The sequence below is a fragment of the Bradyrhizobium sp. Y36 genome, assembly GCF_002531575.1.
In the GTDB taxonomy this organism is placed as follows: Bacteria; Pseudomonadota; Alphaproteobacteria; order Rhizobiales; family Xanthobacteraceae; genus Bradyrhizobium.
Genome location: NZ_NWTI01000008.1, coordinates 209201 through 235355 on the forward strand (window position 1 = coordinate 209201; position 26155 = coordinate 235355).

The window sequence follows — 26155 nt, forward strand, 5'->3', positions numbered from 1 at the left end:
CCATGACGAATGTGACGACGCTTTCGCGCCAAACGTCCTGAGTCTGGAGCAGCGCGTCAGGCTGCGCGCACGCCTGCCAGGAATGTCCCGACTTCACCCGAGAGCTGCTCGGCCTGCTTGGAGAGGTTGCTGGCTGCGGTGAGCACCATGCCGGCGGCGTTGCCGGTCTCGTTCGCAGCGGTCGAGACGCCGCCGATATTGGTGGTGACCTCCTTGGTCGCCTCTGCGGTCTGGGAGACGCTGCGGGCGATCTCGGCGGTGGCCGCGCCTTGCTCCTCGATCGCCGCGCCAATCGAGGTCGCGATGCGGCTGACCTCCTCGATGGTGGCGGTGATGCCGCCGATGGCGTCCACGGCCTCCTTGGTCGCGCCCTGGATCTGGGCGATCTTGTCGCCGATCTCACGCGTTGCTTCCGCGGTCTGGCTCGCCAGCGACTTCACTTCAGACGCGACGACGGCAAAGCCGCGGCCGGCTTCACCGGCGCGTGCGGCTTCAATGGTGGCGTTGAGCGCGAGCAGGTTGGTTTGCGCCGCGATGCTGGAGATCAGCTCGGCGACGTGCTCGATCTGCTGGGCGCCGTCCGAGAGCGCACGCACGATCGTGTCGGTGCGGCGCGCGCTGTCGACCGCGCGTCCCGTGACTTCGGCGGACTGGGCGACCTGGCGGCTGATCTCGGTGATGGAGGAGGAAAGCTCCTCGGCGGCGGCCGCGACGGTCTGGACGCGCTGACTGGCTTCGGTGGCGGCCGAGCCGACCACCGCGGCGCGGCGGTTGGTGCCTTCGGCGGTCGAGGACATCGACTTGGCGGTATGCTCGAGCTCGCCGGAGCCGGAGGCCATCAGGCCGACGAGCTGGCCGACGGAGGCATCGAAGCGGTCGGCAAGCGCGATCAGGGCGTCACGCTTCTCCTGCTCGGTGCGGGTCTTGGTGGCGGCCTGTTCGGCCTCCAGCGCGCGCGCCGTCAAAGCGGTCTGCCTGAGCACTTCGAGGGTCTCGGCCATGCGGCCGATCTCGTCGCCGCGGTCGGTTTCCTCGACCGGCTTGTCGATCGCGCCTTCGGAGATCTCCTGCATACGGGTCTTCTGGCGCTCGAGCGCGCGGAGCACGTCGCGGGCGATCAGCCAGGACAGGGTCGCCATCAGCAGCATCAGGCCGATGCCGATCGCAGCGAGCTCCAGCGTCAGGGCGCGCACGTCGGCGTCGATGTCGTCGACATAGAGGCCATAGCTGATGGTCGCGTTCCACGGCGCGAATTTGCGCGCGAACACGGTCTTGCGGACCGGCTCAGTCTGGCCGGGGCGGGGGTAGAGGTAGGAGGTGACGCCGCCCTGCGCGGTTTCGGCGCCGGCCTTGATGATGGCATCGGCGATCAGGACGCCGTTGGAATCCTTGGCCCCGGTGATCTTGCCCTCGAGCTGCTGGTTGGCGCCGTTCACCAGAATGGATGTGTCGGCGTTGTAGACGACCGGGTAGCCCTGGTTGCCGTTGAAGTTCATGCGGCGCCCACGCTGGTGGAACTGGGCCTTGGCATCGGCCAGCGTCAGCTTGCCGGCGGTCACCTCTTCCTGCAGCGATTGCGCGAAATTGTAGAGCAGCTCGACGGCGGTCCGCATCTGCTGGACGCGGTCCTCCATCATGCGGCTCTTGCTGAGGACGGACGACACGCCGATGATGGCCGTGACCGTGAGGGCCGAAAGACAGACCATGCTGGCAAGCTTGGTGCGGATCTTGAGGTGACTCAGCAGCTTCATCACGGCCTCGACGAAATGGTTGTTATTGCTCGCGTCGGTAGCATGAAGTTCTTACTATTCATGAATAGACGCGTGCGACGTGCTGCCGCGCGCGCAGCGTCCGCAGCCGCATGCGCAAACATGCAGGCCGAATGCGCCTCGTTTGCACCTGACGGAGCAGGTCGCGGAGGACGAGCGATGTCGGAATCTGGTGGTGATCAAGCCCGGCAGGAGCGGCAATGAACCGATTCGCTCACCGCATCGTCATGTCGGTGCTGCTGGTTGCGGCCCTCGTTCTGATCTGGAACGTGCTGGGGGCGCGCTGAGACGGCGCCGGCGGACCTGCCGGTGCCGTCCTGATTGCGGGTCAAAGAGAGGCGCGTCAGCGCCGCCGCGCGAAGGTGCCGCTATCGCTTGCCCATCGCCGCATCGGCGCTGACCGAGCCGCCGCCGGCGGCCGACAAATAGAGGCAGGCGAAGCAGAACAGGATCGCGGCCGTGCCGCCGTTGAGCAACGGCAGGAACACCGGCGTCTCACCCTTGAACATGTGGCCCATGAAATAGGCGAAGGCCATTTCACCGGCGAGAATGAAGGCGGTGAGGCGGGTGAACAGGCCGAGCATCAGAAGCGCACCGAGGACGAGCTCGATCGCACCGGCCGTCCAGATCAGCGGCGGGATGTTGGCGAAGTAGGGAAGCACCGGAAACTTGAAGATCTTCGCGACGCCATACTGGAACAGCAAGAGGCCGGTGATGAACCGAAACAGGCTCAAGAGAACCGGTTGAAAGCGAGTGAGATAGGGAAAGTCCATTGGTTTGTGCCCTCCATCCAATGCGCGACTAGGATCGTATTCAGCTTTGCCTCGCAAGCCACCCCGGATCAATTCCACGCTGACATTTTCGTCATGTCCGACAAAACCCCGCAGTTCGTCCGTTCACGCCGCTTGTGCCGGAGTTTTTTTGTATGACGTCCGCCTGTCGTCCGTAATTCCCCGGTGACGTCGAGGGATGCAGGTTACGTCGGGGAGACCTACTCCCGCAAGGCGGGGACGACCAGGAACGGAATCATGCCGAGGATCACGCTCGCAAGTGCGAAGACGAGCAGCAGATTGTAGCCGTGCGTGAAATCGTGGATGAGGCCGCCGCTCCATGAGCCGAACGCCGAGCCCAATCCACTGCCGATCGAGATCGTGCCGAAGATCGTGCCGACGCGCCTGCCGCGGAAGATCTTCATCGCGGTTGCCGTGATCAGCGGGCCGCGCGAGCCCATCATGCTGCCGAAGCAGACGACGAAGCCGGTGAGCAGGATCACGTTCGGATAATATTGCAGCAGCCAGAGCAGGACGATGCCGAGGATCGAGATCGCGTAGCTGAGCAGCACCGACGGGCGCCGCCCGATCATCCCGTCGAGCGCGGACACCCCCAGCATGCCGAACACCAGCACGACGCCCGAAAAGCCCCAGGCCGTCGCGGCCTGCAGCGGCGGAAAGCCGGCATCGATCAGATAGGCGACGATCTGGGCGGCGATGGAGTACATGCCGACGGCGGTGAAGAAAAAGGTCGAGAACAGCGCCCAGAACGCGTGATGGCGCATCGCGCTGACAAGCGTCCAGCCATTGTCGACGAAGTCCGGATCGCTTCTCTTCGTCACATGCGGCGAGCCGGCCGAAAACATCCGCCAGGGCAGCAGCAGCAGCGGCACCAGCAGCGCGAGTGCGGCCAGGCCATAGAGCTGGTAGGTCTCTCGCCAGCCGAGCCGGTCGATCAGGAGCTGCGAGGCCGGCAGCAGGGCCAGCACGCCGCCGCCCATCGCCGAGTACACCACCGCCATCGCGGTCGGCAGCTTGGGGCCGAACCAGCGGCCGAGCAGGATCGAGTTCGGGACGTTGCCGATGAAGGCAACGCCGATGCCGACGCAGATGCCGATCGACAGCTGGAATTGCCACAGTGCCTGCGCCTGGCCAGCGATCAGGAAGGCCGAGCCGAGCAGGAACAGTCCGAGCGCGTAGACGATGCGCGGTCCGGAATGGTCGAACAAGCGTCCGACCAGCGGCGCGGTCAGCCCGCTGATCAGCCAGGTCAGCGAGTAGATCGAGACGACCTGTGCGCGGTCCCAGCCGAAATTCTCCGAGATCGGCTTGAGGAAGACGGTGAAGCTCTCGCTCAGGCCGCGGCCGAGAACCGCCAGCGTGAAGCACAGCGCGAGCACCACGAGCGCGGTGCGCACGGCGCCTCGCTGCGCACTCGAAGCGTGTTCCCGCGACGCTTCCTTGGGCGTGTTCTGATCCATTGCCCGTCAGGGAGCGCGCATCCGCGCACCCTGACAAGCGGCGAAAAGCTCATACGCCTATGCAGGCTTGAGCAGGACGTGCTTCTTCTTGCCGAAGGACAGCTTGACCACGCCTTCCGGCGTCAGATCGGCCGCCGAGAGCGCCATCTTCTCGTCGGTGACTGATACGTCGTTGACGCGCAGGCCGCCGCCCTTGATCTGGCGCCGGGCCTCGCCGTTGGAGGCGACGAGGCCCGCCTTGACGAAGGCATTGAGCACGCCGAGGCCGGCGCCGAGTTCGCTGCGCGGAATTTCCACGGTCGGCAGGCTCTCGGCCAGCGCGCCTTCCTCGAAGGTGCGGCGTGCGGTTTCGGCGGCTTCGTTCGCGGCGTCGCGGCCGTGCAGCAGCGCGGTGGCTTCGGTGGCGAGCACCTTCTTGGCCTCGTTGATCTCCGAGCCCGCGAGCGCCTCGAGCTTCTTGATCTCGGCCAGCGGCAGCGTCGTGAACAGCTTGAGGAACTTGCCGACGTCGGCGTCCTCGGTGTTGCGCCAATATTGCCAGAAATCATAAGGGCTGAACTGGTCGGCGTTGAGCCACACCGCGCCTTGCGCGGTCTTGCCCATCTTGGCGCCGGAGGCCGTCGTCAGCAGCGGCGTCGTCAGCGCGAACAGCTGGTGCGTGCCCATGCGGCGGCCGAGATCGACGCCCATGATGATGTTGCCCCACTGGTCGGAGCCGCCCATCTGCAGCTTGCAGCCGGTGCGCTTGGCGAGCTCGACGAAGTCGTAGGCCTGGCAGACCATGTAGTTGAACTCGATGAAGCTCATCTCCTGCTCGCGCTCGAGGCGCAGGCGCACGGAGTCCATGGTCAGCATGCGGTTGACCGAGAAATGCCGGCCGACGTCGCGCAGCATCTCGATCCAGTTCAGCCTGGTCAACCACTCCGCATTGTCGAGCATGATGGCGTCGCTCTTGCCGTCGCCGTAGTTCAGCACCTTGGCGAACACGCCGCGGATCGAGGCCTTGTTGGCCTCGATCTCGGCGACGGTGCGCATCGCGCGCGTCTCGTCCTTGCCGGAGGGATCGCCCACCATGGTGGTGCCGCCGCCCATCAGCGTGATCGGCTTGTTGCCGGACTGCTGCAGCCAGTGCAGCATCATCATGGTCAGATAATTGCCGATATGCAGCGAACGGGCGGTGCAATCGTAGCCGACATAGGCGGTCGCTTCGCCCTTGGCGGCGAGCGCGTCCAGCCCCTCGAAATCGGAGCATTGGTGGATGAAACCACGTTCCTGCAGGGTATTGAGGAAATCCGATTTAAATGCAGTCATCTGTCGGCGTGCCCAGAAATTCTTGGTTTACTGTTTTGGGAGCAATTTATTTAAGGGTCTTCCGTGGGAACCCGATTGCTGCCCGCCACTTGGCGCTGTGGCATTATAAGATGTGCCCCTCTGGCACAAGATCGGCATGCCGGAGGGGGTGTTTTGAGGACGCTGATCCATGATGTTGACGGCACTCGGTTTGATGAGCGGCACCTCGCTGGACGGGGTGGATGTCGCGCTGATCGAAACCGATGGAAAGCAGGTGAAGGCGTTCGGGCCCTCCGGCTACCGGGCCTATAGCCCGGCCGAGCGCAATCTGCTGCGCCAAGCGCTGAGCGAGGCGGTCAACCTGCCGCAGCGCGATGCCCGGCCGGGCATCCTGGCCGAGGCCGAGCGCGCGGTGACCCAGGCCCATGCCGAGGCGGTCGCCGCCTTCATCGCCCAGAACCGGATGAAGCCAGAGGACATCGACATCGTCGGCTTCCACGGCCAGACCGTGCTGCACCGGCCCGAGAAGCGGCTGACGGTGCAGATCGGCGATGCGCCGGCCCTGGCAAGGGCGATCCACATTCCCGTGATGCATGATTTCCGTGCCGCCGATGTCGAGGCCGGCGGGCAGGGCGCTCCGTTCGTACCCGTCTACCACCGTGCGCTCGCCAACTCGCTGGACCGCGAGGGGCCGATCGTCGTGGTCAATATCGGCGGCGTCTCCAACATCACCTATATCGACGGCAACGACACGCTGATCGCCTGCGATACCGGCCCAGGCAACGCGCTACTCGACGATTTCATGTACCGCACCATGAACCAGGCGTTCGACGCGGAAGGAAAGTTCGCGGCCCTCGGCAATGTGGACGAAGCCTGGGTCGCGCGCGGGCTGGAGCTGCCGTTCTTCGCGCTGCCTCCGCCCAAATCGCTCGACCGCAACGATTTTGCCGCCTTGAGGCTTGGGGATGTCGCGCCGGCCGATGGCGCGGCCACGCTCACCGCCTTCACCGCGGCGGCGATCGCGCGCATCATCCCGCTGCTGCCGCGGCGGCCGCGGAGCTGGATCGTCTGCGGCGGCGGTGCCCGCAACCTCACCATGCTCAGGATGCTGCGCGAGCGGGTGGGCTCGGCCACCGTCGAGGCCGCCGAGTCCCTGGGCTGGGCCTCCGACGCCATCGAGGCTCAGGCCTTCGGTTTCCTGGCCGCCCGCGGCCTGAAGGGACTGCCGCTGTCCTATCCGGCGACCACGGGTGTGCCGATGCCGATGACGGGCGGGGTGATCGCCCGGCCCTGAACGAGCGGGCGCGCGGGCTCTTCTTGCAGATGGCCGCACAACGTGGCGATGGGCTCGGGAAAAACCACAAGCCGCTAGACTCGTCTAAATGTTCAATTTAGGATTGAGACATTTCAGAAGTGCATTATTGAGTAGCGGAGATTTCCCATGGCGGACGAAAATTCGCCGGCGCAGGGCATTGCCGAGTCCCAAGGCGTCGTCACGCTCGACAGCAGCTATACACGCGGCCAGATCAACGGCGCATTATCACTGTCCGAATACGTGCTGAGTACCGGTTTCCAATCGGCAAGCGGCGAGGCAGTGCCGCTCGACGCGATTGAAGTCGTCCAGGGGGCCGCCGTCAAACTTGGGATATTGGCCACGGGCGATGGAACGGCACCGCAACCCGGGCGCAGCATTTCGGCGACCGACTGGAATGAATTCGAGCGCGCCTATTACCGGCTCGCGACTTTTGCGAGTCCGGTGACGGCGGAGACGCTTGATGCGACGCGCGCCATCACGTCGATCTCGGATGAGTCGGAGACGTGGTGGAATCGTCTGATCGGCAATTCTCCTGCGCTGCGATTTACGCGGCGGTTTTCCTTCGTCTCGATCGTTATCGCGATAGCGATCCTGACCGGCGAGTGCCTCGTCTACTACTGGGGTCTTGATGCAGACACCACGCGATATGCCTGGCAGCGGAACCTGGCGCAGATCCTTCTGCCCTGGGGCTACGGCGCTCTCGGCTCCTGCGCCTACCTGCTGCGATCGGCGCATTATTTCATCTATCAGCGTTGCTTCGACTTGCGACGCAAGCCGGAATATTTCAATCGCGTGCTGCTGGGCGCCATATCCGGTGGCGCGATCATCCTGTTTGTCGATTACCTCGTCGACAGTGACAGCGGCGACACGCTGCATTTGAGCTCAGCGGCGCTCGGTTTCGTTGCCGGCTACAGCACCGACTTCTTGTTCAACACGATCGAGCGTATCGTGGCCGCGATATTCCCGAGGGACAACTCCGATCTGAACCCCAAGCAGCAGGCTGGAAAAAAAGCCGCGCTCCCGAAAGATCAGCGCGGCGATGGATCGCCGGACGAAGCGAACAAAAAACGCGGAGGGGAAGACGGAGCCAATGCGCAGCCCCGACGGGCGAGAAACAGGAAGGTCGCAATTCCTCCCGCAGAGGGCATGGGCGCAGCGACGGACGGGACACCGAAAAGATGAGGCCGGCTGAAGCGCGTGCCGCGGGGGCTTGGCGGCCGTTGCGAGGCCGGGTGATCAAGCTTCTGCTGGGCCTTGCGCTCACATTCGCCGGCGCTTCGGCTTGGTGTGCCGAGGACACGCCGCGTCCGTTGCTTCAAAAGGATGGCCAGCCGGTCGATTGGTGGTTCACCTTCAAGTTCAACGCCCAGAAGTCGTTCGCTGGCTGCGGTCCCGTCGAGGGACCGCGTGCCTGCATCTTTGGCGGCAAAGTACGGGCAAAGGACCGCTTCGGCCAGCAGTTCGCGTTCGCGAGCAGCAGCGCAGGCAAGTTGAGCCAGGGCAAGGGCTGCGTCGGAGCCACGACCACCGATCCGGTCGGCGCCACCTTCGATCAGGTCTACAACGGTCATTTCTTCTATCTGATCTGGAACGATCAGTTCTACGGCGACCCAATCAAATCGGCCAACTCGCCATGGGGCCATTCCAAGGGGCTGCTCGCCTGGAACGATGCAGGCGAGGGCTTTGTCATGCAGGTTTCGACGCCGTCATGGCCGGGTTCGGGCAGCAACCGCATCGTTCGAAAGGCCGGCAACACTCTTGGATGCATCAGCAGCAACAACAATCTGCTGGCCAGCCAGCATTTCTTCGCGCTCAAGCTGACCAAGGACGATCTTGTCAAGGTTCTCAAGGGACTGAAGGCGGCGGGTGTGGCCACCGATCCGACCAAGAAACAGATCGTTCGAAACGGCGGTCCGGATGATGTTCAGGAACTGGTCGGCGAGCTCGGTGAACTTCCGAAGAAGAAAAAGCCGGGCACCGCGGCGGGAGATTTCTTCACGCGCGAGGATCTGTCGACCAAGGTGATCCTGATTGCCAAGACGGCGAGTTTGACCGCGCCTCCATGGGAGTTCGTGTCGGCGGTCCTCAACGGCACCGCCGAGCGAAGCGCGACGTGGTGGACCAAACCCAAAATTCCTTCCACCAACAAGAATTCGAAGGTGAAGTGCCTGGAGCCGTTCGAGCTGGACAAGAAACCCGGGCCGGTCGCCATTGCGCTGACGGGCGCATGGAAAGACCAGCCGATCAAGCTGAACGCTCCGTCCAACCACGCGAAGATCGGGGTCTCGAGCGCGGGTGGTCACAGCTACGTTATCTTTGGCGATCTGAATCAGCAGGGCGCATTGAATCCGCCGGGTTGCGCCAGCAGCCAGAACGGTCGCGGCGGCTTGTTTTTTGTGATCGACAACAAGCCGTTGCACGACAGTGTTGCCGATCTGATCGACGGAAATACAGCGCCGATGAAGTGACGGTACGGCCATCGAAAGCGCCTGCTGGAGTCCTTGACATACATGCAATCGCATGAAAAATTCATGCAGATGCATTTATTGTGAGGAATGCCGTGACCGCCTCCCTGAAACTGATCAGCCACAAGCTTTGTCCCTACGTGCAGCGCGCGGTGATCGCGCTGAAGGAGAAGGGCGTGCCGTTCGAGCGGATCGACATCGATCTCGCCAACAAGCCCGACTGGTTTTTGAAGCTGTCGCCGCTCGGCAAGGTGCCGGTGCTGGTGGTGACGACCGGGCAGGGCGAGGTCGCGCTGTTCGAGAGCAACGTGATCTGCGAGTACATCGAGGAGACGCAAGACGGCGCCAGGCTGCATCCGGCGGATGCGCTCAAGCGCGCCGAGCATCGTGCCTGGATGGAGTTCGGCTCGGCGATCCTCGGCGATCTCTGGGGCCTTGAGACCACGACGGATCCGGCGACGTTCGAGAGCAAGCGCCAGGCGCTCGTCGGAAAATTTGCGCGCGTGGAAGCGGCGCTCGGCGCAGGCCCGTATTTCGCAGGTGGCGCGTTCAGCCTCGTCGATGCGGTGTTCGCACCGATCTTCCGCTACTTCGACCTGTTCGACGAACTGACCGCGCACGGCATCTTCGCGGATGTGCCGAAGGTGCGGGCGTGGCGGGCAGAGCTGGCCAAGCGCCCGAGCGTGCGCACGGCCGTCGGCGCGGACTATCCGCAATTGCTGCGCGCCTTCCTCGTTCGCCACGACGCGCATCTGCTCAAGCTCGCCGCCTGAGCGCGACGCCGATGTCGCAATCCATGGCGTGGCTGATGCTGGTGATCGCCGGCGCGCTCGACGTCGGCTGGGCGATCTCGATGAAGTACGCCGAAGGCTACACGCGGGCGGGCTGGAGTATCGTTTCGGTGGTGCTGCTCGCAGCCTTCGTTGTCCTGCTCGGGCGCGCCCTGAAGGTGCTGGACGTCGGCGTCGCCTATTCGGTGTGGACCGGCATTGGGGCTGCCGGCACCTTCGTGATGGGCGTCGTGCTGTTCGGCGAGACCTTGAGCGCGATGAAGATGGCCGGCATCGCGCTCGTGTTGATGGGGATTGTGGCGCTCAAGCTGGCTTGATGTGCACGTAGCCCGGATGGAGCGAGGCGCAATCCGGGAAGGGTGTTTCTGCAGCACGGGTTTCCCGGATTTCGCTTCGCTCCATCCGGGCTACAAGGCCTGCGCCTCAGCGAACGTTCGCCAGCCGCATGTCCAGGTACGCCGTGATGGTTTCCATCAGCGGCTCGAGCTTGGCGTCGAAGAAGTGGTTGGCGCCAGGGATGATCTGCTGGTCGATCACGATGCCCTTCTGCGTCTTCAGCTTCTCGACCAGCGTGTTGACGTCCTTCGGCGGCACCACCGCGTCCTTTTCGCCATGCACGATCAGGCCCGAGGACGGGCAGGGCGCAAGGAACGAGAAGTCGTAGAGGTTGGCCGGCGGCGCGATCGAGATGAAGCCCTCGACCTCGGGACGGCGCATCAGAAGCTGCATGCCGATCCAGGCGCCGAAGGAGAAGCCGGCGACCCAGCAGGCGCGCGCTTCGGGGTTGATGGTCTGTGCCCAGTCGAGCGCGGCCGCCGCATCCGACAATTCGCCGGTGCCGTGATCGAACGAGCCCTGGCTGCGGCCGACGCCGCGGAAGTTGAAGCGCAGCACCGAGAAGCCGCGATGGGCGAAGGCGTAGTAGCACTGGTACACGATCTGATGGTTCATCGTGCCGTGGAACTGCGGATGCGGATGCAGGATCATCGCGATCGGCGCGTTCTTCTGCTTGGCCGGGTGATAGCGACCCTCGAGGCGGCCGGCAGGGCCAGTGAAAATAACTTCAGGCATGGATGATCTCTGATTGAGTCCCTTGCAGGTGATCCCTGCGCAATCGTCCGATTGTGGCTCTACCAGCGCTGCCGCCGGCGAGAGCACGGATGAAGGGTGGAGAGGCGCGCCCTCGGATGATGCGCGAGTGGCGCGCAGGTGAACTGACGCGCGCTTCTAACACGAGGCAAGGGTCAAAAAGCAAGCTTCTTCGACATCTCTCAATGGGCTCAAGAGCTTAGATCGTCATCGCGGCGTCATGCCGGGCCTGCCCCCGGTGGCGGGATGCGGACCGCATTTAACCGGGCGACGGCAGGAGCTGGATGCGCCGCTCTCGCATACCGATCAACCGGTTGGAATCATGACTGTTTATGGATCGTCGGCCGATCGCCGGAGGCGATTCCCTCCGGGACGCTTCGGCTTCCGAGCGTGGCGACCGCCGGCCGGTAACGCCGGCTGCCTCCGAGCGTCTGTCCGTTGTCGAAGGCGAGCTCGAAATCTCCGGAAGCCCTGAGGTCCACGCCGCTCACCCGGTCGAGATTGGCAAGCCTGGTCCGATGAACGCGAACGATCGAAAAGCGCGACAGCTCGCTTTCTGCCGCTGCGAGCGTGCCCCGGATCAGGTGCCGGGTGCCGTCAGCGAGGCTGTATTCGATGTAGTTGCCGGCGGACGCGACCCAGAGGATGTCGCGCGGTACCACGCGGATGCGGCTCGTGCCGTCGCGCAGCCAGATCACGTCGGGAGGCGACGGTTGTTGCGGAGCCGGCGGCGCGACTGTGGCGGTCTTCAGCTCACGCCGGCTTTCGAGCAGCCAGAGCGTGCCGGCGATCAGGACAAAGGCCACGGCGTCCTTGCGGAATTCATAAAGGACCGTCGCGAGCGAGAAACGGAAATCGTAGGCGCCTCCGGCGAGCCAGAGCGCGAGCTTCCGCACCCAGACCATGCCGGTGATGTGAAGGGCTGAGAAGCCGAGCAGGGCGACGCTCCCGATTCCGACCCGTGCGGCGAGGCCGGGCGTCCGGCGCATGCGGCGGACCGCCAGCACCGGGATCGGCAGCAGCAGCAGGATGACGGCGATGCTCGACATCTCCCAGAACAACCGCCGGCCGATGTCGTAGCTGTCGCCGCGCCAGGCGGCGTCCTGGGCGCCCGAAAACGCATTGACGATTCCGATCGCAAGCGCGACCGCCGCAATCGCAGCGAATGTCGTCCGGTCGCCGCCGCTGGTCCCGAAGGGCCCGCGACTCGTCCCAGCCGCAGGCGGCTCGTCCCCTCGCGTCCGATTCTGATCCCAAACCGTCTCGACGCGGGCCGCCGGCGGCGCATTTTCGGCGTCAGCCATTTTCGACCTGGCTCGAAAACCGCGTTCGTCGTCCCCTCCAGGAGCAGAAAACCATGACAACACCACAGCAATTCCAAAGCTCTGATAGGCGTATCGATCTGGACTGGGTGCGGATTTTAGCCTTCGGGCTGCTGATCTTCTACCACGTCGGTATGCTCTATGTGTCCTGGGGATTTCACATCAAGAGCGTGCACCGGCTGACCTGGCTGGAACCGGTGATGCTGTTCCTCAACCCCTGGCGGCTGTCGCTGCTGTTCCTGGTGTCCGGGGTGGCCACCCGCTTCATGCTCGACAAATCCAGCCTGGCCTCGCTTGCCGCTGCGCGGTCGGCACGGCTGCTGATCCCGCTGATCTTCGGCATGCTCGTGATCGTGCCGCCGCAGTCCTATGTCCAGATCGTGGAGAGCCTCGGCTATCCCGCGGGCTTCGTCGATTTCTACACCAGGCACTACTTTGCCTTCGGTGCGCAGTTCTGTCCGAACCCCTGCATCGTGTTGCCGACCTGGAACCATCTCTGGTTCGTGGTCTATCTCTGGGTCTACACGATGGCCTTGATCGGCGTGCTCGCGCTGTGGCCGGCCGGCGCTGACTGGCTGGGCCGGACGCTGGCTCGCGCGCTCGCCGGGCCATGGCTCCTGATCGTGCCGTGCCTGCTGTTCGTGGCCTGGCGCCTGGTGCTGTTCCCGGCATTCCCGTCGACGCATGCGCTGTTCGGCGACTGGTACAACCACGCGGACCACGCGACGGCCTTCCTGATCGGTTTCCTGCTGGCGAAGCAGGAGGGGATCTGGCGCGAGGTCGAGCGCCAGCGCTGGGCGGCACTGGTGGCTGCGGCCGCCTGCTTCTCGGCCTTCATCCTGGTTCGCGCCGGTCTGTTTGCGCCGTCGCCCGCGCTGAAGTCTTTCGCAGCCTCGGCCTATGGTTGCTATCAGTGGCTTGCCATCGCCGCCGTGCTTGGCTTTGCGCGGCGCTACGTCACGGCTGACAGCCCCGTGCGGCGCTATCTGACCGACGCGATCTTTCCGTATTACATCGTGCATCAGACCGGGATCATCGTGATCGCGCATCAATTGCACGGCAGCGGTCTTTCGGCTGGGAGCGAGGCCTCGATTGTCATCATCGGGACTGCGCTCACATGCATGGCGACCTATGAAATCGTTCAGCGCATCGCCTGGCTGCGGCCGCTGTTCGGATTGCGCGCGGTGCCGCGGACGGTTGCCAGGATGGAGCAGCATCAGCCGGCCTGATGCGCACGGCCGTCCGATTGGCCGGACGGCAAAAGGTGCTAAGAGGGCGACATGCCGACCCGGGTCTATCTCGACTGGAACGCGACCACGCCGCTGCGCCCCGAGGCGCGGGCGGCGATGGTTGCCGCCTATGACCTGATCGGCAATCCGTCCTCGGTCCATGCCGAGGGGCGGGAGGCGCGGCGTGTGGTCGAGGAGGCCCGCGCTCTCCTTGCCGCGGCCGTGGGGGCCCTGCCGCGGAACGTGACCTTTACCTCGGCCGGAACCGAGGCCAACGCGCTGGCCCTGTCTCCGGGGCTGCGGGGGCCGTCCGGCGGACCGGTGGAGCGACTGCTGGTCTCTGCGGTCGAGCATGCCTCGGTGCTGGCGGGGGGCCGGTTCACGGGCGCCGCAATCGGTCAGATCCCGGTCACCCGTTCCGGCGTGGTCGACCTCGAGCATCTGAGAGCCCAGCTCAAGGACGGTCCGCCGGCGCTGGTTTCGATCATGGCCGCCAACAACGAGACGGGCGCAATCCAGCCGGTCGCCGAGGCGGCAACGATTGTTCACGAGGCCGGCGGCCTGCTGCATGTCGATGCGATCCAGGCGTTGGGCAAAATCCCGTTCGACATCAAGACTGTAGGCGCCGACCTTGCGACCTTTTCTGCGCACAAGATCGGCGGTCCCAAGGGTATTGGTGCACTGGTCGTGGCCGAGGGAATCGCCGGGCTGGAGCCGGTGCTGCGGGGCGGGGGGCAGGAGCAGAGCCGCCGCGCCGGAACCGAGAACGTCGCCGGCATCGCCGGCTTCGGGGCGGCGGTGAAGGTCGCGCTTCAGGCTCTCCCGGAGGATGCGGAGCGCATGGTAACCAACAGGAATCGCTTGGAAAATGGCGTCCGAGGGATCGCTGGCGCGACGATCTTCTCAAGCGAGGTTGAGAGGTTGCCAAATACCGTTCTGTTCACCGCGCCCGGCCTCAAGGCCGAGACGGCCGTGATCGGCTTCGACCTCGAAGGCATCGCCGTCTCCTCCGGTTCGGCCTGTTCCTCGGGCAAGGTCCAACCGTCGCACGTTTTGTCCGCCATGGGCTTCGATCCAACGGTCGCCCAGGGAGCGGTGCGCCTCAGTCTGGGCTGGTCCACGGAACCAGAAGACATCAACAGGGCGTTAGAGGCTTGGCGAAAGCTCGGTAATAGCCTACTTAAGACTTAAGCGATGAAACACGGCTTGAACGGTTCTAAGCCCGTGCTTTCCGCACAGAAACATCGTAATAGTCGTCCGAGATTGATCCACCGCGGTCCTTGAAACCGCGAGCGGAGGATGGAATGCCAGCCGTACAAGAGACGGTCGAGCGCGTGAAGCGCATCGACGTCGACCAGTATCGTTATGGGTTTGAGACCCTGATCGAATCCGACAAGGCTCCCAAGGGGCTGTCGGAAGACACCGTTAAGTTCATCTCGCAGAAGAAGAACGAACCCGACTGGATGCTCCAGTGGCGGCTGGAAGCCTATCGGCGCTGGCTGACCATGCAGGAGCCGACCTGGGCGCGCGTCGACTATCCCAAGATCGACTTCCAGGACCTCTATTACTATTCGGCGCCGAAGCCGAAGAAGACGGTCACGTCACTGGACGAGATCGATCCGGAAATCCTGAAGACCTACGAGAAGCTCGGCATCCCTTTGCGGGAAGTCGCCATGCTCGAAGGCGTCGAACCCAAGCCGGGCGAGGAAGATCCGAACAAGCGCAAGATCGCGGTCGACGCAGTCTTCGATTCGGTCTCGGTCGCGACCACCTTCAAGGCGGAGCTGAAGAAGGCCGGCGTGATCTTCATGCCGATCTCTGAAGCCATCCGCGAGCATCCCGAGTTGGTGCAGAAGTATCTCGGCTCGGTGGTTCCGACCTCGGACAATTTCTACGCGACGCTGAACTCGGCGGTGTTCTCCGACGGCTCGTTCGTCTACGTGCCGCCGGGCGTGCGCTGCCCGATGGAGCTGTCGACCTATTTCCGCATCAACGAGCGCAACACCGGCCAGTTCGAGCGCACGCTGATCATCGCCGACAAGGGCGCGTACGTCTCCTATCTCGAAGGCTGCACCGCGCCGCAGCGTGACGAGAACCAGCTGCACGCGGCCGTGGTCGAGCTCGTCGCGCATGACGATGCCGAGATCAAATATTCGACGGTGCAGAACTGGTATCCCGGCAATTCGGAAGGTAAGGGCGGCATCTACAATTTCGTCACCAAGCGTGGCGACTGCCGCGGCGACCGCTCCAAGATTTCCTGGACCCAGGTCGAGACCGGCTCAGCCATCACCTGGAAGTATCCGAGCTGCATCCTGCGCGGTGACAATTCGAGCGGCGAGTTCTATTCGATCGCGATCTCGAACGGCTTCCAGCAGGTCGATTCGGGCACCAAGATGATTCATCTCGGCAAGAACACGTCGAGCCGGATCATCTCCAAGGGCATCGCGGCCGGCAAGTCGCAGAACACCTATCGCGGCCTCGTCACCGCGCATCGCAAGGCGACCGGCGCACGCAACTTCACCGCCTGCGACTCGCTGCTGATCGGCGACAAATGCGGCGCGCATACCGTGCCCTATATCGAGGCCAAGAACTCCTCGGCGACGTTCGAGCACGAGGCGACGACGTCGAAGATCTCCGAGGACGTGCTGTTCTACTGCATCCAGCGCGGCCTTTCGCAGGAGGAGGCTGTCGGCCTCGTCGTCAACGGCTTCGTCAAGGACGTGCTGCAGCAACTGCCGATGGAATTCGCGGTGGAAGCGCAGAAGCTGATCTCGATCTCGCTTGAAGGATCGGTCGGCTAGCTCGGACCTCATCCTGAGGAGGCCGCGCAAGCGGCCGTCTCGAAGGACGGATCCCGGAAAGATTGTTGGCCTCAATCCTTCGAGACGCGCCTTCGGCGCTCCTCAGGATGAGGGGATAGATGGAAAAACATTATGGCTTTGCTTGAAGTGAAAGACCTCAAGGTTCGTGTCGAGGAGCGTGAGATCCTCCACGGGCTGACGCTCACCGTGAACGAAGGCGAGATCCACGCGATCATGGGGCCGAACGGCTCCGGCAAGTCGACGCTGTCCCACGTCATCGCCGGCAAGCCCGGCTATGAGGTCACCGATGGCCAGATCCTGTTCAAGGGTGAAGATCTGTTGGAGATGTCGCCGGACGAGCGCGCCGCCAAGGGCGTGTTCCTGGCGTTCCAGTATCCGGTCGAGATTCCCGGCGTCGCCACCATGAACTTCCTGCGCACCGCGCTGAACGCGCAGCGCAAGGCGCGCGGCGAGGATGAATTCTCGACCCCGGACTTCCTCAGGAAGGTCCGCGAGGTCTCGAAGTCGCTGAACATTCCGCAGGACATGCTCAAGCGCGGCGTCAATGTCGGCTTCTCCGGCGGTGAGAAGAAGCGCAACGAGGTGCTGCAGATGGCGCTGTTCGAGCCCAGCCTGTGCATCCTCGACGAGATGGATTCGGGCCTGGACATCGACGCGCTGCGCATCGCGGCCGACGGCGTCAACGCGCTGCGTTCGCCCAAGCGTTCGATGGTCGTCATCACCCACTATCAGCGGCTGCTGAACTACATCGTGCCCGACGTCGTGCACGTGATGTCGAAGGGCCGTGTCGTGAAGAGCGGCGGCAAGGAACTGGCGCTGGAGCTGGAAGCGTCCGGCTACGCCCAGTTCGAGGATGCCGCGTAAGGATTGTTTGCAATGAACGTTGCTGTGGCAAAGACCGGAAAGGGCCGCGCGGTGAGCGATCTCTTCACCAGCGCCGAAGGCCGGCTGCCAGGTTCGCCTGGGGTCACCGCCGTGCGACGCGAGGCGTTCGAGACCTATGAGCGTCTCGGCCTGCCGCACCGTCGGATCGAGGAATGGAAATACACCGACCTGCGCGCGCTGGTCGGCGAGGTGCTGCCGCTGGCAGCCGCGCCCGACGCGGCTGCGCTGAAGCGGGCTGCGGACGCCGTGAAGGCGCATGCGATCGACGGCGCCCGCAAGCTGGTGCTGGTCGACGGCGTGTTCGCGGCCGACCTGTCCGATGCGAAGGCGCTTGCCGTCGAGGTAGGCTTCAAGACTCTGCGAGAGACGCTGGAGAAGGACGCTGGTCTCCTGAAGACCGCAACCGTTGATGCCGTGATCGCGCTGAACGCGGCGATGGCGACGGACGGTGTCGTGCTGTCGATCGCCGACGGCGCCCAGCTCTCCGCGCCGATCCAGATCATTCATATCGCGACCGCCGCGTCGGCATCGGCATTCAGCCGGTCACAGGTGACGATCGGGAAGGGCTCGCGCGCCACCATCGTCGAGACCTTTGTCGCGGCGGGCGCCACTGCCTACCAGATCAACGATGCCGTCCTCGTGTCGGTCGCTGATGATTCCGACGTCGCCTACATCCGCCTGATGGACGATGCGCCCGACGCGGTGAACGTGACCTCGCAGTTCGTCACCATCGGCGCCAACGTGAAGTACAATTTCTTCAACATGACCACCGGCGCTGCGGTGAGCCGCCTGCAGGGCTTCATCACGCTGGCGGGCGAGGGCAGCGAGCTCTCCGCCAACGGCGTCAACCTGTTGAAGAAGACCGAGCATGGCGACACCACGCTGGTGGTCGATCACGCCGTGCCGAACTGCGTCAGCCGCGAAGTCTTCCGCGCCGTGCTCGACGATCGCGCCCATTCGGTGTTCCAGGGCCGCATCATCGTCCGTCCCGACGCGCAGAAGACCGACGGCAAGATGATGACCCGCGCGCTGCTGCTGTCGGACGAGGCCGAAGCCGACAACAAGCCCGAGCTCGAGATCTTCGCCGACGACGTCTCCTGCGGCCACGGCGCCACCGCCGGCGCGCTGGACGACAGCCTGCTGTTCTATCTGAAGGCCCGCGGCCTGCCGGAGAAGCAGGCTCAGGCGCTGCTGATCCAGGCTTTCGTGGGCGAGGCGATCGAGCAGATCGCCGATGACGGCCTGCGCGAGCACGTGATCGGCATTGCCGAGCGCTGGCTGGAGCGTCGCCAATGAGCACGCATCCGGCAGTCAAGAACGGCGCCTATGACGTCGCGCGCGTGCGCCAGGACTTTCCGGCGCTCGCCATGCAGGTGTACGGCAAGAAGCTGGTCTATCTCGACAACGCAGCCTCCGCGCAGAAGCCGAGCGCCGTGCTCGAGCGCATGACGCAGGCCTACCAGTCCGAATACGCCAACGTGCATCGCGGCCTGCATTACCTCGCCAACGCGGCGACGGAAGCCTATGAGGGCGGCCGGACCAAGGTGGCGCAGTTCATCAACGCGCCCCGGACCGAAGAAGTGATTTTCACCCGCAACGCGACCGAGGCGATCAATCTCGTCGCCTCGTCCTGGGGCGGGCCGAACATCAAAGAGGGCGACGAGATCGTCATCTCGATCATGGAGCACCACTCCAACATCGTGCCTTGGCATTTCCTCAGGGAGCGCCAGGGGGCGGTCATCAAGTGGGCGCCGGTCGACGATGAGGGCAATTTCCTCATCGACGAGTTCGAGAAGCTGCTGACGTCGAAGACCAAGCTGGTCGCGATCACCCAGATGTCCAATGCGCTCGGCACCATCGTGCCGGTCAAGGACGTCGTGAGGATCGCCCATGCGCGCGGCATTCCCGTGCTGGTCGACGGCAGCCAGGGCGCCGTGCATCTGCCGATCGATGTCCAGGACATCGGCTGCGATTTCTACGTCTTCACCGGCCACAAGGTCTATGGCCCCACCGGCATCGGCGTGCTCTGGGCCAAGTACGACCATCTCGTCGCGATGCGTCCCTTCAATGGCGGCGGCGAGATGATCCGCGAGGTCTCGCGCGACGTCGTCACCTATGGCGATCCCCCGCACAAATTCGAGGCGGGCACGCCGGCGATCGTCGAGGCCGTCGGCCTTGGCGCGGCCATCGACTACGTCAATTCGATCGGCAAGGAACGCATCGCCGCGCACGAGGCCGATCTCACGGCCTACGCCCAGGAGAAGCTGCGCGAGATCAACTCGCTGCGGCTGATCGGCACGGCGCGGGGCAAGGGTCCGGTGATTTCCTTCGAGCTCAAGGGCGCGCACGCCCATGACGTCGCCACCGTGATCGACCGCCAGGGCATCGCGGTGCGCGCCGGAACCCATTGCGTGATGCCGCTTTTAGAGCGGTTCAACGTGACGGCCACCTGCCGGGCCTCGTTCGGCATGTATAATACGCGGGAAGAAGTCGATCATCTGGCACAGGCGCTGTTGAAGGCGCGGGATTTGTTCGCATGAGTGACACGGCCGAAATCAAAGCTAGTCCGATGGAGACCCATTCGGCGCTTCCGCCGGAGGAGACCGAGCGCCTGACCACGGAGATCATCGCCGGGCTCAAGACCGTGTTCGACCCGGAAATCCCGGCCGACATTTACGAGCTCGGCCTGATCTACAAGGTCGAGATCAAGGACGACCGCTCGGTCGACGTCCAGATGACGCTGACGACGCCGAACTGTCCGGCCGCCGGCGAGCTGCCGACCATGGTCGAGAACGCCGTTGCCAGCGTGCCCGGCGTCGGCGTGGTCGACGTCAAGGTCGTCTGGGAGCCGCCGTGGTCGCCCGAGCGCATGAGCGACGAGGCCCGCCTCGTCCTCAACATGTGGTGACGCGTAACGCTTGCTTTGAATCCTCGGCATTGAATTCGCGCCGCAACGGACCACATCATTGACATGACCCAGATTTCGTCAGGCTCGACCCCAGCATCCACTCCGAAGCCGCGGCGTCCGCGCCCGCAGGTGATGCGGCTGACGGATGCTGCCGCCCAGCGCATCAGCGAGCTGACGAGCCGCGCTGATTCCGAGATCGTGGGCCTGCGCGTCGGCGTGAAGAACGGCGGCTGCGCCGGTCAGTCCTATACGGTCGAATACGCCCACGAGATCCGCCCGACCGACGAGGTCGTCGAGGACAAGGGCGTCAAGATCCTGGTCGACCCGAAGGCCGTGCTGTTCCTGCTCGGCACCGAGATGGACTACAAGGCCGACAAGATGCAGGCCCAGTTCGTCTTCAACAACCCCAATCAGATCTCCGCCTGCGGTTGCGGCGAGTCGGTCGAGCTGCGACCGGCCAAGATCGACGGGTAAGCCGATTCTCGCAGCTTGCTCCGCTGTCGTCCCTGCGAACGCAGGGACCCATAACGCGTGATCCCCTGGTGATGGGCGGTGTTCGCACCGAAGCTGGCGCGATGAAAAGTCTTCGTTAAACTCCTCCCTGTGGTTATGGGTCCCTGCGTTCGCAGGGACGACGCCGGGGAGAGAGTTGGGCCATGGACCGCGAATTCCTGATTGACCTGTTCGCCGATTTCGGGCCCGTCACCATCCGCAAGATGTTCTCCGGCTACGGCATCTCCGCCGACGGCATCAACTTCGCGCTGTCGCTCCGCGCCGGCCTGTTCTTCCGCGCCGACGAGGTGACCATTCCCGATTTCGAGGCGGAGGGCTCTAAGCCGTTTCAGTATTCGACCCGCGCCAAGACGGTGGTGGTCAATTCCTATTGGGAGCTGCCGGCGCGGCTGTTCGACGAGTCCGAGGATTTCGTGCAGTGGGCGAGGGCGGCGCTCGCGGCCGCCCAGCGCGCCAAGGTGAAGACGCGGCCGAAGGGTAAGAAGGCGGCGAAGAAAGCGGTGCCGAAGAAAGCCGCTGGGAAGAAGCGGTTGGTCAAGAAGGCAATCACGAAGACGGTGCGGTAGGGTGGGCAAAGCGAAGCGTGCCCACGATTGGGATTGTCATCGCGAGGAGTCGTGGGCACGGCGCGATGCGCCTTTGCCCACCCTACGAGACCTTACTCCACCGCCTGGGTCAGGCCGACCCGCATGTCCTTGGCCGTGAACACGCAGACGCCGTCCGCGAGCACGCGGCCGTCGGCAATTCCGAGTACCAGCTTGCCGCGCCTGACCATGCGCATTGAGACTTCGTAGCGCACGCTCTTTGTAGCAGGCGTGACGGTGCCGGTGCACTCCACGTCGCCGACGCCGATGGCGCGGCCCTTGCCCGGTGAGCCCGACCAGCCGAGCCAGTAGCCGACCATCTGCCACATGGCGTCGAGCCCCAGCGTCGGCGGCATCATCGCGTCGCCGCGATAGTGGCAATCGAAGAACCAGTGGTGAGGCGTGAGATCCAGCTCGCCGACGACGTGGCCTTTGCCATACGCGCCGCCGTCCAGGCTGATGTCGGTGATGCGATCCATCATCAGCATCGGCGGCGCCGGCAGTTGCGCGTTGCCGGGGCCGAAATAGCCGCCCTCGCTCGATCTCAGCAGCTCGTCCCTGGTGTATGACGGTTGCGGCGTGTGGAAGTCACGAGGGTTGTTGGGCACGACGACACGTCCTCGATGTTCAGACAGCGAGGAAGATGTTGCTCGCCACCGAAGAATGTCAAGCGGCGGTGCCGTAGGGTGGGCAAATCGACTTGTCCGCCGTAGCTCGCAGAGCGAAGGCGGAAGCGTGCTCACCATCCGGCTCGATCATGCCGAGGTCGTGGCACGGCGCTTATGCGCCTTTGCCCACCCTACGGCAGTTAGCGAAAGCCTACGCCACGCGGCTGTGGGTCTCGACCGCGTATTCCGGATCGGCTTCGCAGATCACGCGGTTGCGTCCGTTACGTTTGGCGGCGTAGAGGCAGGCATCGGCGCGCTCGATCAGGGCGTCGGGATCGTCGCCGGGCTTGAGCATGGAGACGCCGACCGAGATGGTGACGCGGCCGAGGATCTCGCCGGTGGATTTCTTCTTCAATTCTTTGGCCATCACCGCGCGGCGGATGTGGTCGGCCACCGTGAGGGCCTGACGCAGTGCGGTGTTGGGCAGCACGACCGCGAACTCCTCGCCGCCGTAACGCGCGGTGATGTCCTGGCCCTTGATGGTCTGCTTCAGCGACAGGCCGACGAGCCGCAGCACCTGGTCGCCGGTGAGATGGCCGTAGGAATCGTTGAACGACTTGAAGTGATCGATGTCGAACAGCAGCAGCGACAGCGGCTCGCCCGAGGCGAGTGCGTTCTGCACGGCCATGCCGATCATGCGGTCGAAATATTTGCGATTGCCAAGACCCGTGAGTGGATCGGTCAGGCTCTCGGCGCGGATCGCCTCGAGGCTCTGCTGGAGATTGCTGATCTCGTTCTTCGACAGCGTCAGGCGGTCTTCCAGCGCCTTGTTGGTGTCGCGCATCTCGCTGGTCGAGCGCAGCAGGGTCTCGACGATCGCCTTGATTTGGTCGCGGCTCTTGGCCGCGGACAGTTTCGCGGTCGCGCCCGACAGGCTGGCATCGTAGGAGCCGGTCATGCCGAGTGCATCGCCCAAGACCCGCATGACGTCGTCGATCTCGCCGATGACGCGCGCGCCGACCTTGTCGATGCGATCGGTGGTCTTGATATGGGAGAGATAGGTCTCGTAGATCTGCTCGAGGTCGGCTTCAGTCAGCTTGCCGCTGCGCGCCAGCGTCTCGTTGATGATCTTGTTCAGCGGCGCGTTGTAGCCGGTGGCGTAGACGTACCAGATCTCGTAATTGCGGGGAATCGCCGTCTGCCGAAGCGATCGGATCTGACCGAGCGCTACTTCAGCGAACGCCATTGTGCGTTCGTGTTCGTCGAGCACCTTGACCACGGAACATACCCCACAGCGGTCGGTGCGCCGACGACCGCAGCAATGCTTAAATTATGTTCGTAGGCTAACGGACGATCGTGAACGCCCCGTAAATATACGTCCTCGAAACGTCTAAAAACGTGTGCCTTCCATTTCCGCAACTGAAACCTGGAGCGCGCTTGCGCGCGTCAGGCACCGGCGGGAGACGAGCGCACGGGTCGGAGCAGGAACGCCGGCAGATGCGAATGATCGCCCGGCTCGGTGTCAGCCTCGCGCTGGCGGCGCGGTTCGGGACGGCCGATCGACGGCACATGCGATGCATTCGCCTGCGGACGCGAGCCATGACGCGGCTCGGATGACTGCCTGGCTTCGCGCGAAGGCCTCGGTTCACGCGCAGGCTTCGCCTCGGCGGCGGGCCGCGCTTCCGCTGCAGGACGCTCGCCACGCGGTTCGCGCGGCTCATGGCTGCGCTCACGATCGCGGCCGCCGCGCTGCGGCTTGCCGCGTCCGCCGCGGGAGCGTTCCCGATCGCGACCGCGCGCCTCGCGCGGACGGTCACTCTGCTCGCTTGCGTCGGCATTGACCTCGTAGTCGCCTTCGGCGCGCGGAATGCTCTGGCCGATCAGCTTCTCGATCGCCACCATCGACTTCTGGTCGAGCGGCGTCACGATCGAGATCGCGGTGCCGGTGCGGCCAGCGCGGCCGGTGCGGCCGATGCGGTGGACGTAATCGTCGGCGTGATGGGGGACGTCGAAATTGAAGACGTGGCTGACCTCGGGAATGTCGAGGCCGCGGGCGGCGACGTCGGAGGCGACCAGCAGGGGCAGCTCACCCTTGCGGAATTGTTCGAGGGCTGCCGTGCGCGCCGACTGGTCCATGTCGCCATGAAGCGCGCCGACGCTGAAGCCGTGCTTCTGCAGCGATTTGTGAACGATCGCGACCTCGCGCTTGCGATTGCAGAAGATGATCGCGTTCTTGAGATCCTTGGCCTCGCGCAGCAGGCGGCGCAGCAGCTCGCGCTTCTCATGTGCCTCGCGCCCGGCAGGCACCTGGACCTGCGTGACGGTGACGGCCGTAGTGGCCGGCTTCGAGACCTCGACCTTCTGCGGGTTGTGCAGGAAGGCTTCGGTGATACGCCGGATTTCCGGCGGCATGGTCGCGGTGAAGAACAGGGTCTGCCGCGTGAACGGGACGAGCTTGCAGATGCGCTCGATGTCGGGAATGAAGCCCATGTCCAGCATGCGATCGGCTTCGTCGATGACGAGCAGCTCGACGCCGGTGAGCAACAGGCCGCCGCGCTCGGTGTGGTCGAGCAGGCGGCCGGGAGTTGCGATCAGCACGTCGACGCCGCGCGTCAGCTTGGCATCCTGGTCGCCGAAGGAAACGCCGCCGATCAGAAGCGCGACGTTGAGTTTCTGGCCGGCGCCGTAGCGGTCGAAGTTTTCCTTCACCTGCGCCGCGAGCTCGCGGGTCGGCTCGAGGATCAGCGTGCGCGGCATGCGTGCCCGGGCGCGACCCTTTTCGAGGATGGTGAGCATCGGCAGCACGAAGGCCGCGGTCTTGCCGGTGCCGGTCTGGGCGATGCCGAGAACGTCCTTGCGTGCGAGGACGTGGGGGATCGCCTGTTCCTGAATGGGGGTGGGGGTGGTGTAACCGGTGGCCGCCACTGCGGCGAGGACTTTTTCGGACAGTCCGAGATCTGAAAAGGACATTGAGCCTCTGGTCGAAACCGCCGTTCGGAATCGAGGGTAATAAGGCTGTCGCGTTCCACCCCGAAACGGCGCGCTCTCAAAGAAGCTGGGGGTGCTGACTCACGCGAACAAAGCGCCAGGCTCGGGAATCGGTCTTCGATCCGAGCCGCGTCGACCCGGAACATAGGCGGGAATCGGCTAAAGTCAATGGAGCGGGCGCGGGAAGGCCCTAAAAAACCTGAGGTTTTTGCCAAATAGCGGGCGCGACTGGGGTTTTCCGCCCAAGCCCGCGCTCCAACCGGTGTCGCCAAAACGGCCGCTAGCGCCCCTCCGAGCCCTGCGCCCGGAGGTCGGATCGGAAGTCGCCTGGGGCCATGCCGTAGGCGGCATTGAAGACCCGGTAATAGGTCGCCAGGCTCTCGAAGCCGCAGGAGGCCGCGATGTCGGCGATCAACCGCTCGGGCGCTTCGCGCATCAGGCGGCGGCTCTGTTTCAGGCGTTCGTCCGTGACGGTTTGCGAGAAGCTCTTCGCCGCGGTCTCGAACAGCATGTGCAGATGGCGCACGGAGACGCCGAGCTCGTCAGCCACCGTCGTCGGCGCCAGGTCCGGGTCCTGCAAATGGCGCGCGATCAAATGGCGGGCCTGCGAGTGGCGGGCGGTCCGCAGCGCGGCCTGGCCGCGCCGGCTGCCGGGCCTGACAATGCCGCGCTCGATCAGTGCGAGATGGGCGAGGGCCTGGACGAGGGAGGACGCATCGAGCGCGGCATCATTCGCGGCCTCGTTGAGATCGGCGAAACAGGCGCCGAGCAGGGGCGCCAGGGTCGGATCGGCGAACGTTCGGGGCGAAAGCTCGCGCACGCGCTTGTGCTGCACCGGAAAGCTGCTGACGGGGATCTTGAGGATACGCAGGTGGAAGCCGCCGGCTCCCAGCGGCGCGGTGCGGTAGGGCAGATCGGTGTGGCTGGTGGCGAAGTTGCCATGGGAGATCGCAAAGTCGCTTCCGCGCATGCCGCCGAACCAGCCGCCGCTGCCGAGCTGCTGGTAGACGCAGATGGCGTCGCCCGGCGCGTAGGCGATGTCGGACGTGCTGCGTTCGACCGTGTAGGCTGAGGCCTTCAGCTCGACGAGACCGGCGCCGCCAAGCTGGCGCAGCGAGAATTCGCCGGAGAAGTCCGCGCGCCGGTCGCACTCGAGCTCCGCAGTGACGCCGAACAGGCCCTTGGAGCGCACCTCGCGCCAATAGTCGAAGCGATCGTTCGGCTCGACCTCGTCGGTACACCAGCGATACACGGCAGCCCCCGCTTGCAGCGCAATTGCCCTAGAAAGAGCAGATTCCGCGGGAATCTGCCATAGGCAGATCATGG

General features: G+C 64.5%; 24 protein-coding genes. 14 read left to right on the forward strand and 10 right to left on the reverse strand.

Going from position 1 to position 26155, the window contains the following annotated elements; genetic code table 11:
* Window positions 1–56: 56 nt before the first annotated feature.
* The 4 genes from CO669_RS16820 to tyrS form a co-directional block, all read right to left on the reverse strand.
* Window positions 57–1751, reverse strand: coding sequence for a methyl-accepting chemotaxis protein (locus CO669_RS16820; RefSeq protein WP_097660908.1), 1695 nt, complete (start codon window positions 1749–1751; stop codon window positions 57–59).
* 386 nt (window positions 1752–2137) lie between these two features.
* Complete coding sequence (locus CO669_RS16825; RefSeq protein WP_097660909.1) at window positions 2138–2542, reverse strand: DoxX family protein; 405 nt, start codon at window positions 2540–2542, stop codon at window positions 2138–2140.
* Between the two features lie 218 nt (window positions 2543–2760).
* Window positions 2761–4020, reverse strand: a complete 1260-nt coding sequence (locus CO669_RS16830) for an MFS transporter (RefSeq protein WP_097660910.1) — start codon at window positions 4018–4020, stop codon at window positions 2761–2763.
* 57 nt (window positions 4021–4077) lie between these two features.
* On the reverse strand, window positions 4078–5331 hold the full coding sequence (gene tyrS / locus CO669_RS16835; protein ID WP_097660911.1) for a tyrosine--tRNA ligase: 1254 nt from the start codon (window positions 5329–5331) through the stop codon (window positions 4078–4080).
* Window positions 5332–5500: 169 nt separating this feature from the next.
* Between tyrS and CO669_RS16840 the strand changes: the two genes are divergently transcribed.
* From CO669_RS16840 to CO669_RS16860, 5 genes are all read left to right on the forward strand, one after another.
* Window positions 5501–6604 (forward strand): anhydro-N-acetylmuramic acid kinase, encoded by a 1104-nt coding sequence (locus tag CO669_RS16840; RefSeq protein ID WP_097660912.1) that lies wholly within the window; start codon window positions 5501–5503, stop codon window positions 6602–6604.
* 147 nt (window positions 6605–6751) lie between these two features.
* Window positions 6752–7807, forward strand: coding sequence for a hypothetical protein (locus CO669_RS16845; protein WP_097660913.1), 1056 nt, complete (start codon window positions 6752–6754; stop codon window positions 7805–7807).
* A 50-nt stretch (window positions 7808–7857) separates the two neighbouring features.
* On the forward strand, window positions 7858–9093 hold the full coding sequence (locus tag CO669_RS16850; protein WP_158228771.1) for a deoxyribonuclease II family protein: 1236 nt from the start codon (window positions 7858–7860) through the stop codon (window positions 9091–9093).
* A 92-nt stretch (window positions 9094–9185) separates the two neighbouring features.
* The gene (locus tag CO669_RS16855; protein ID WP_097660915.1) at window positions 9186–9863 is read left to right on the forward strand and encodes a glutathione S-transferase family protein; all 678 of its coding nucleotides are present in this window, start codon (window positions 9186–9188) and stop codon (window positions 9861–9863) included.
* An 11-nt stretch (window positions 9864–9874) separates the two neighbouring features.
* Window positions 9875–10198 (forward strand): DMT family transporter, encoded by a 324-nt coding sequence (locus CO669_RS16860; RefSeq protein ID WP_097660916.1) that lies wholly within the window; start codon window positions 9875–9877, stop codon window positions 10196–10198.
* Window positions 10199–10304: 106 nt separating this feature from the next.
* Here CO669_RS16860 and CO669_RS16865 read toward each other — a convergent pair whose 3' ends face one another.
* The gene (locus CO669_RS16865) at window positions 10305–10952 is read right to left on the reverse strand and encodes an alpha/beta hydrolase (protein WP_024337874.1); all 648 of its coding nucleotides are present in this window, start codon (window positions 10950–10952) and stop codon (window positions 10305–10307) included.
* Between the two features lie 338 nt (window positions 10953–11290).
* Complete coding sequence (locus CO669_RS16870; protein WP_198964064.1) at window positions 11291–12274, reverse strand: LytTR family DNA-binding domain-containing protein; 984 nt, start codon at window positions 12272–12274, stop codon at window positions 11291–11293.
* Window positions 12275–12327: 53 nt separating this feature from the next.
* Here CO669_RS16870 and CO669_RS16875 point away from each other — a divergent pair, with 53 nt between their 5' ends.
* From CO669_RS16875 to CO669_RS16915, 9 genes are all read left to right on the forward strand, one after another.
* Window positions 12328–13521, forward strand: a complete 1194-nt coding sequence (locus CO669_RS16875; protein ID WP_097660918.1) for an acyltransferase family protein — start codon at window positions 12328–12330, stop codon at window positions 13519–13521.
* Window positions 13522–13572: 51 nt separating this feature from the next.
* Window positions 13573–14712 (forward strand): cysteine desulfurase family protein, encoded by a 1140-nt coding sequence (locus CO669_RS16880; protein ID WP_097660919.1) that lies wholly within the window; start codon window positions 13573–13575, stop codon window positions 14710–14712.
* A 113-nt stretch (window positions 14713–14825) separates the two neighbouring features.
* Window positions 14826–16322, forward strand: coding sequence for a Fe-S cluster assembly protein SufB (gene sufB, locus CO669_RS16885; RefSeq protein ID WP_097660920.1), 1497 nt, complete (start codon window positions 14826–14828; stop codon window positions 16320–16322).
* 132 nt (window positions 16323–16454) lie between these two features.
* On the forward strand, window positions 16455–17207 hold the full coding sequence (gene sufC / locus CO669_RS16890) for a Fe-S cluster assembly ATPase SufC (RefSeq protein ID WP_097660921.1): 753 nt from the start codon (window positions 16455–16457) through the stop codon (window positions 17205–17207).
* Between the two features lie 12 nt (window positions 17208–17219).
* Window positions 17220–18524, forward strand: a complete 1305-nt coding sequence (sufD, locus tag CO669_RS16895; protein WP_097660922.1) for a Fe-S cluster assembly protein SufD — start codon at window positions 17220–17222, stop codon at window positions 18522–18524.
* A complete protein-coding gene (locus CO669_RS16900) occupies window positions 18521–19768 on the forward strand; it encodes a cysteine desulfurase (RefSeq protein WP_097660923.1) in 1248 nt (415 codons plus the stop codon). Before sufD ends, CO669_RS16900 begins: the two co-directional genes overlap by 4 nt.
* On the forward strand, window positions 19765–20136 hold the full coding sequence (locus CO669_RS16905; protein WP_018323035.1) for an SUF system Fe-S cluster assembly protein: 372 nt from the start codon (window positions 19765–19767) through the stop codon (window positions 20134–20136). The genes CO669_RS16900 and CO669_RS16905 overlap by 4 nt, the downstream gene beginning before the upstream one ends.
* A 63-nt stretch (window positions 20137–20199) precedes the next feature.
* Window positions 20200–20610 carry a HesB/IscA family protein gene (locus CO669_RS16910; protein ID WP_097660924.1) on the forward strand — a complete coding sequence of 137 codons (411 nt, stop codon included), beginning with the start codon at window positions 20200–20202 and terminating at the stop codon, window positions 20608–20610.
* A gap of 182 nt (window positions 20611–20792) precedes the next feature.
* Window positions 20793–21215, forward strand: coding sequence for a TfoX/Sxy family protein (locus CO669_RS16915; protein WP_198964065.1), 423 nt, complete (start codon window positions 20793–20795; stop codon window positions 21213–21215).
* Window positions 21216–21307: 92 nt separating this feature from the next.
* Here the strand turns inward: CO669_RS16915 and fabA are convergent, their stop codons facing one another.
* From fabA to CO669_RS16935, 4 genes are all read right to left on the reverse strand, one after another.
* Window positions 21308–21841, reverse strand: coding sequence for a bifunctional 3-hydroxydecanoyl-ACP dehydratase/trans-2-decenoyl-ACP isomerase (gene fabA / locus CO669_RS16920; protein WP_097660925.1), 534 nt, complete (start codon window positions 21839–21841; stop codon window positions 21308–21310).
* A gap of 211 nt (window positions 21842–22052) precedes the next feature.
* Window positions 22053–23120: a GGDEF domain-containing protein gene (locus tag CO669_RS16925; protein WP_097660926.1), complete on the reverse strand. Its 1068-nt coding sequence runs from the start codon at window positions 23118–23120 to the stop codon at window positions 22053–22055.
* 167 nt (window positions 23121–23287) lie between these two features.
* Window positions 23288–24811, reverse strand: a complete 1524-nt coding sequence (locus CO669_RS16930; protein ID WP_097660927.1) for a DEAD/DEAH box helicase — start codon at window positions 24809–24811, stop codon at window positions 23288–23290.
* A 298-nt stretch (window positions 24812–25109) separates the two neighbouring features.
* Window positions 25110–26081, reverse strand: coding sequence for an AraC family transcriptional regulator (locus CO669_RS16935; protein WP_097660928.1), 972 nt, complete (start codon window positions 26079–26081; stop codon window positions 25110–25112).
* Window positions 26082–26155: the final 74 nt, after the last annotated feature.

What these genes read in the sequence shown, in the direction of transcription:
- tyrS (WP_097660911.1), bottom strand. Translation starts at nt 5,331, where the DNA reads ATGACTGCATTTAAATCGGATTTCCTCAATACCCTGCAGGAACGTGGT.
- CO669_RS16865 (WP_024337874.1), bottom strand. Translation starts at nt 10,952, where the DNA reads ATGCCTGAAGTTATTTTCACTGGCCCTGCCGGCCGCCTCGAGGGTCGC.
- CO669_RS16910 (WP_097660924.1), top strand. Translation starts at nt 20,200, where the DNA reads ATGACCCAGATTTCGTCAGGCTCGACCCCAGCATCCACTCCGAAGCCG.
- CO669_RS16880 (WP_097660919.1), top strand. Translation starts at nt 13,573, where the DNA reads ATGCCGACCCGGGTCTATCTCGACTGGAACGCGACCACGCCGCTGCGC.
- CO669_RS16870 (WP_198964064.1), bottom strand. Translation starts at nt 12,274, where the DNA reads ATGGCTGACGCCGAAAATGCGCCGCCGGCGGCCCGCGTCGAGACGGTT.
- CO669_RS16825 (WP_097660909.1), bottom strand. Translation starts at nt 2,542, where the DNA reads ATGGACTTTCCCTATCTCACTCGCTTTCAACCGGTTCTCTTGAGCCTG.
- CO669_RS16830 (WP_097660910.1), bottom strand. Translation starts at nt 4,020, where the DNA reads ATGGATCAGAACACGCCCAAGGAAGCGTCGCGGGAACACGCTTCGAGT.
- CO669_RS16840 (WP_097660912.1), top strand. Translation starts at nt 5,501, where the DNA reads ATGATGTTGACGGCACTCGGTTTGATGAGCGGCACCTCGCTGGACGGG.
- sufB (WP_097660920.1), top strand. Translation starts at nt 14,826, where the DNA reads ATGCCAGCCGTACAAGAGACGGTCGAGCGCGTGAAGCGCATCGACGTC.
- CO669_RS16875 (WP_097660918.1), top strand. Translation starts at nt 12,328, where the DNA reads ATGACAACACCACAGCAATTCCAAAGCTCTGATAGGCGTATCGATCTG.
- CO669_RS16845 (WP_097660913.1), top strand. Translation starts at nt 6,752, where the DNA reads ATGGCGGACGAAAATTCGCCGGCGCAGGGCATTGCCGAGTCCCAAGGC.
- CO669_RS16930 (WP_097660927.1), bottom strand. Translation starts at nt 24,811, where the DNA reads ATGTCCTTTTCAGATCTCGGACTGTCCGAAAAAGTCCTCGCCGCAGTG.
- sufC (WP_097660921.1), top strand. Translation starts at nt 16,455, where the DNA reads ATGGCTTTGCTTGAAGTGAAAGACCTCAAGGTTCGTGTCGAGGAGCGT.
- CO669_RS16820 (WP_097660908.1), bottom strand. Translation starts at nt 1,751, where the DNA reads ATGAAGCTGCTGAGTCACCTCAAGATCCGCACCAAGCTTGCCAGCATG.
- CO669_RS16860 (WP_097660916.1), top strand. Translation starts at nt 9,875, where the DNA reads ATGTCGCAATCCATGGCGTGGCTGATGCTGGTGATCGCCGGCGCGCTC.
- CO669_RS16900 (WP_097660923.1), top strand. Translation starts at nt 18,521, where the DNA reads ATGAGCACGCATCCGGCAGTCAAGAACGGCGCCTATGACGTCGCGCGC.
- CO669_RS16915 (WP_198964065.1), top strand. Translation starts at nt 20,793, where the DNA reads ATGGACCGCGAATTCCTGATTGACCTGTTCGCCGATTTCGGGCCCGTC.
- CO669_RS16905 (WP_018323035.1), top strand. Translation starts at nt 19,765, where the DNA reads ATGAGTGACACGGCCGAAATCAAAGCTAGTCCGATGGAGACCCATTCG.
- sufD (WP_097660922.1), top strand. Translation starts at nt 17,220, where the DNA reads ATGAACGTTGCTGTGGCAAAGACCGGAAAGGGCCGCGCGGTGAGCGAT.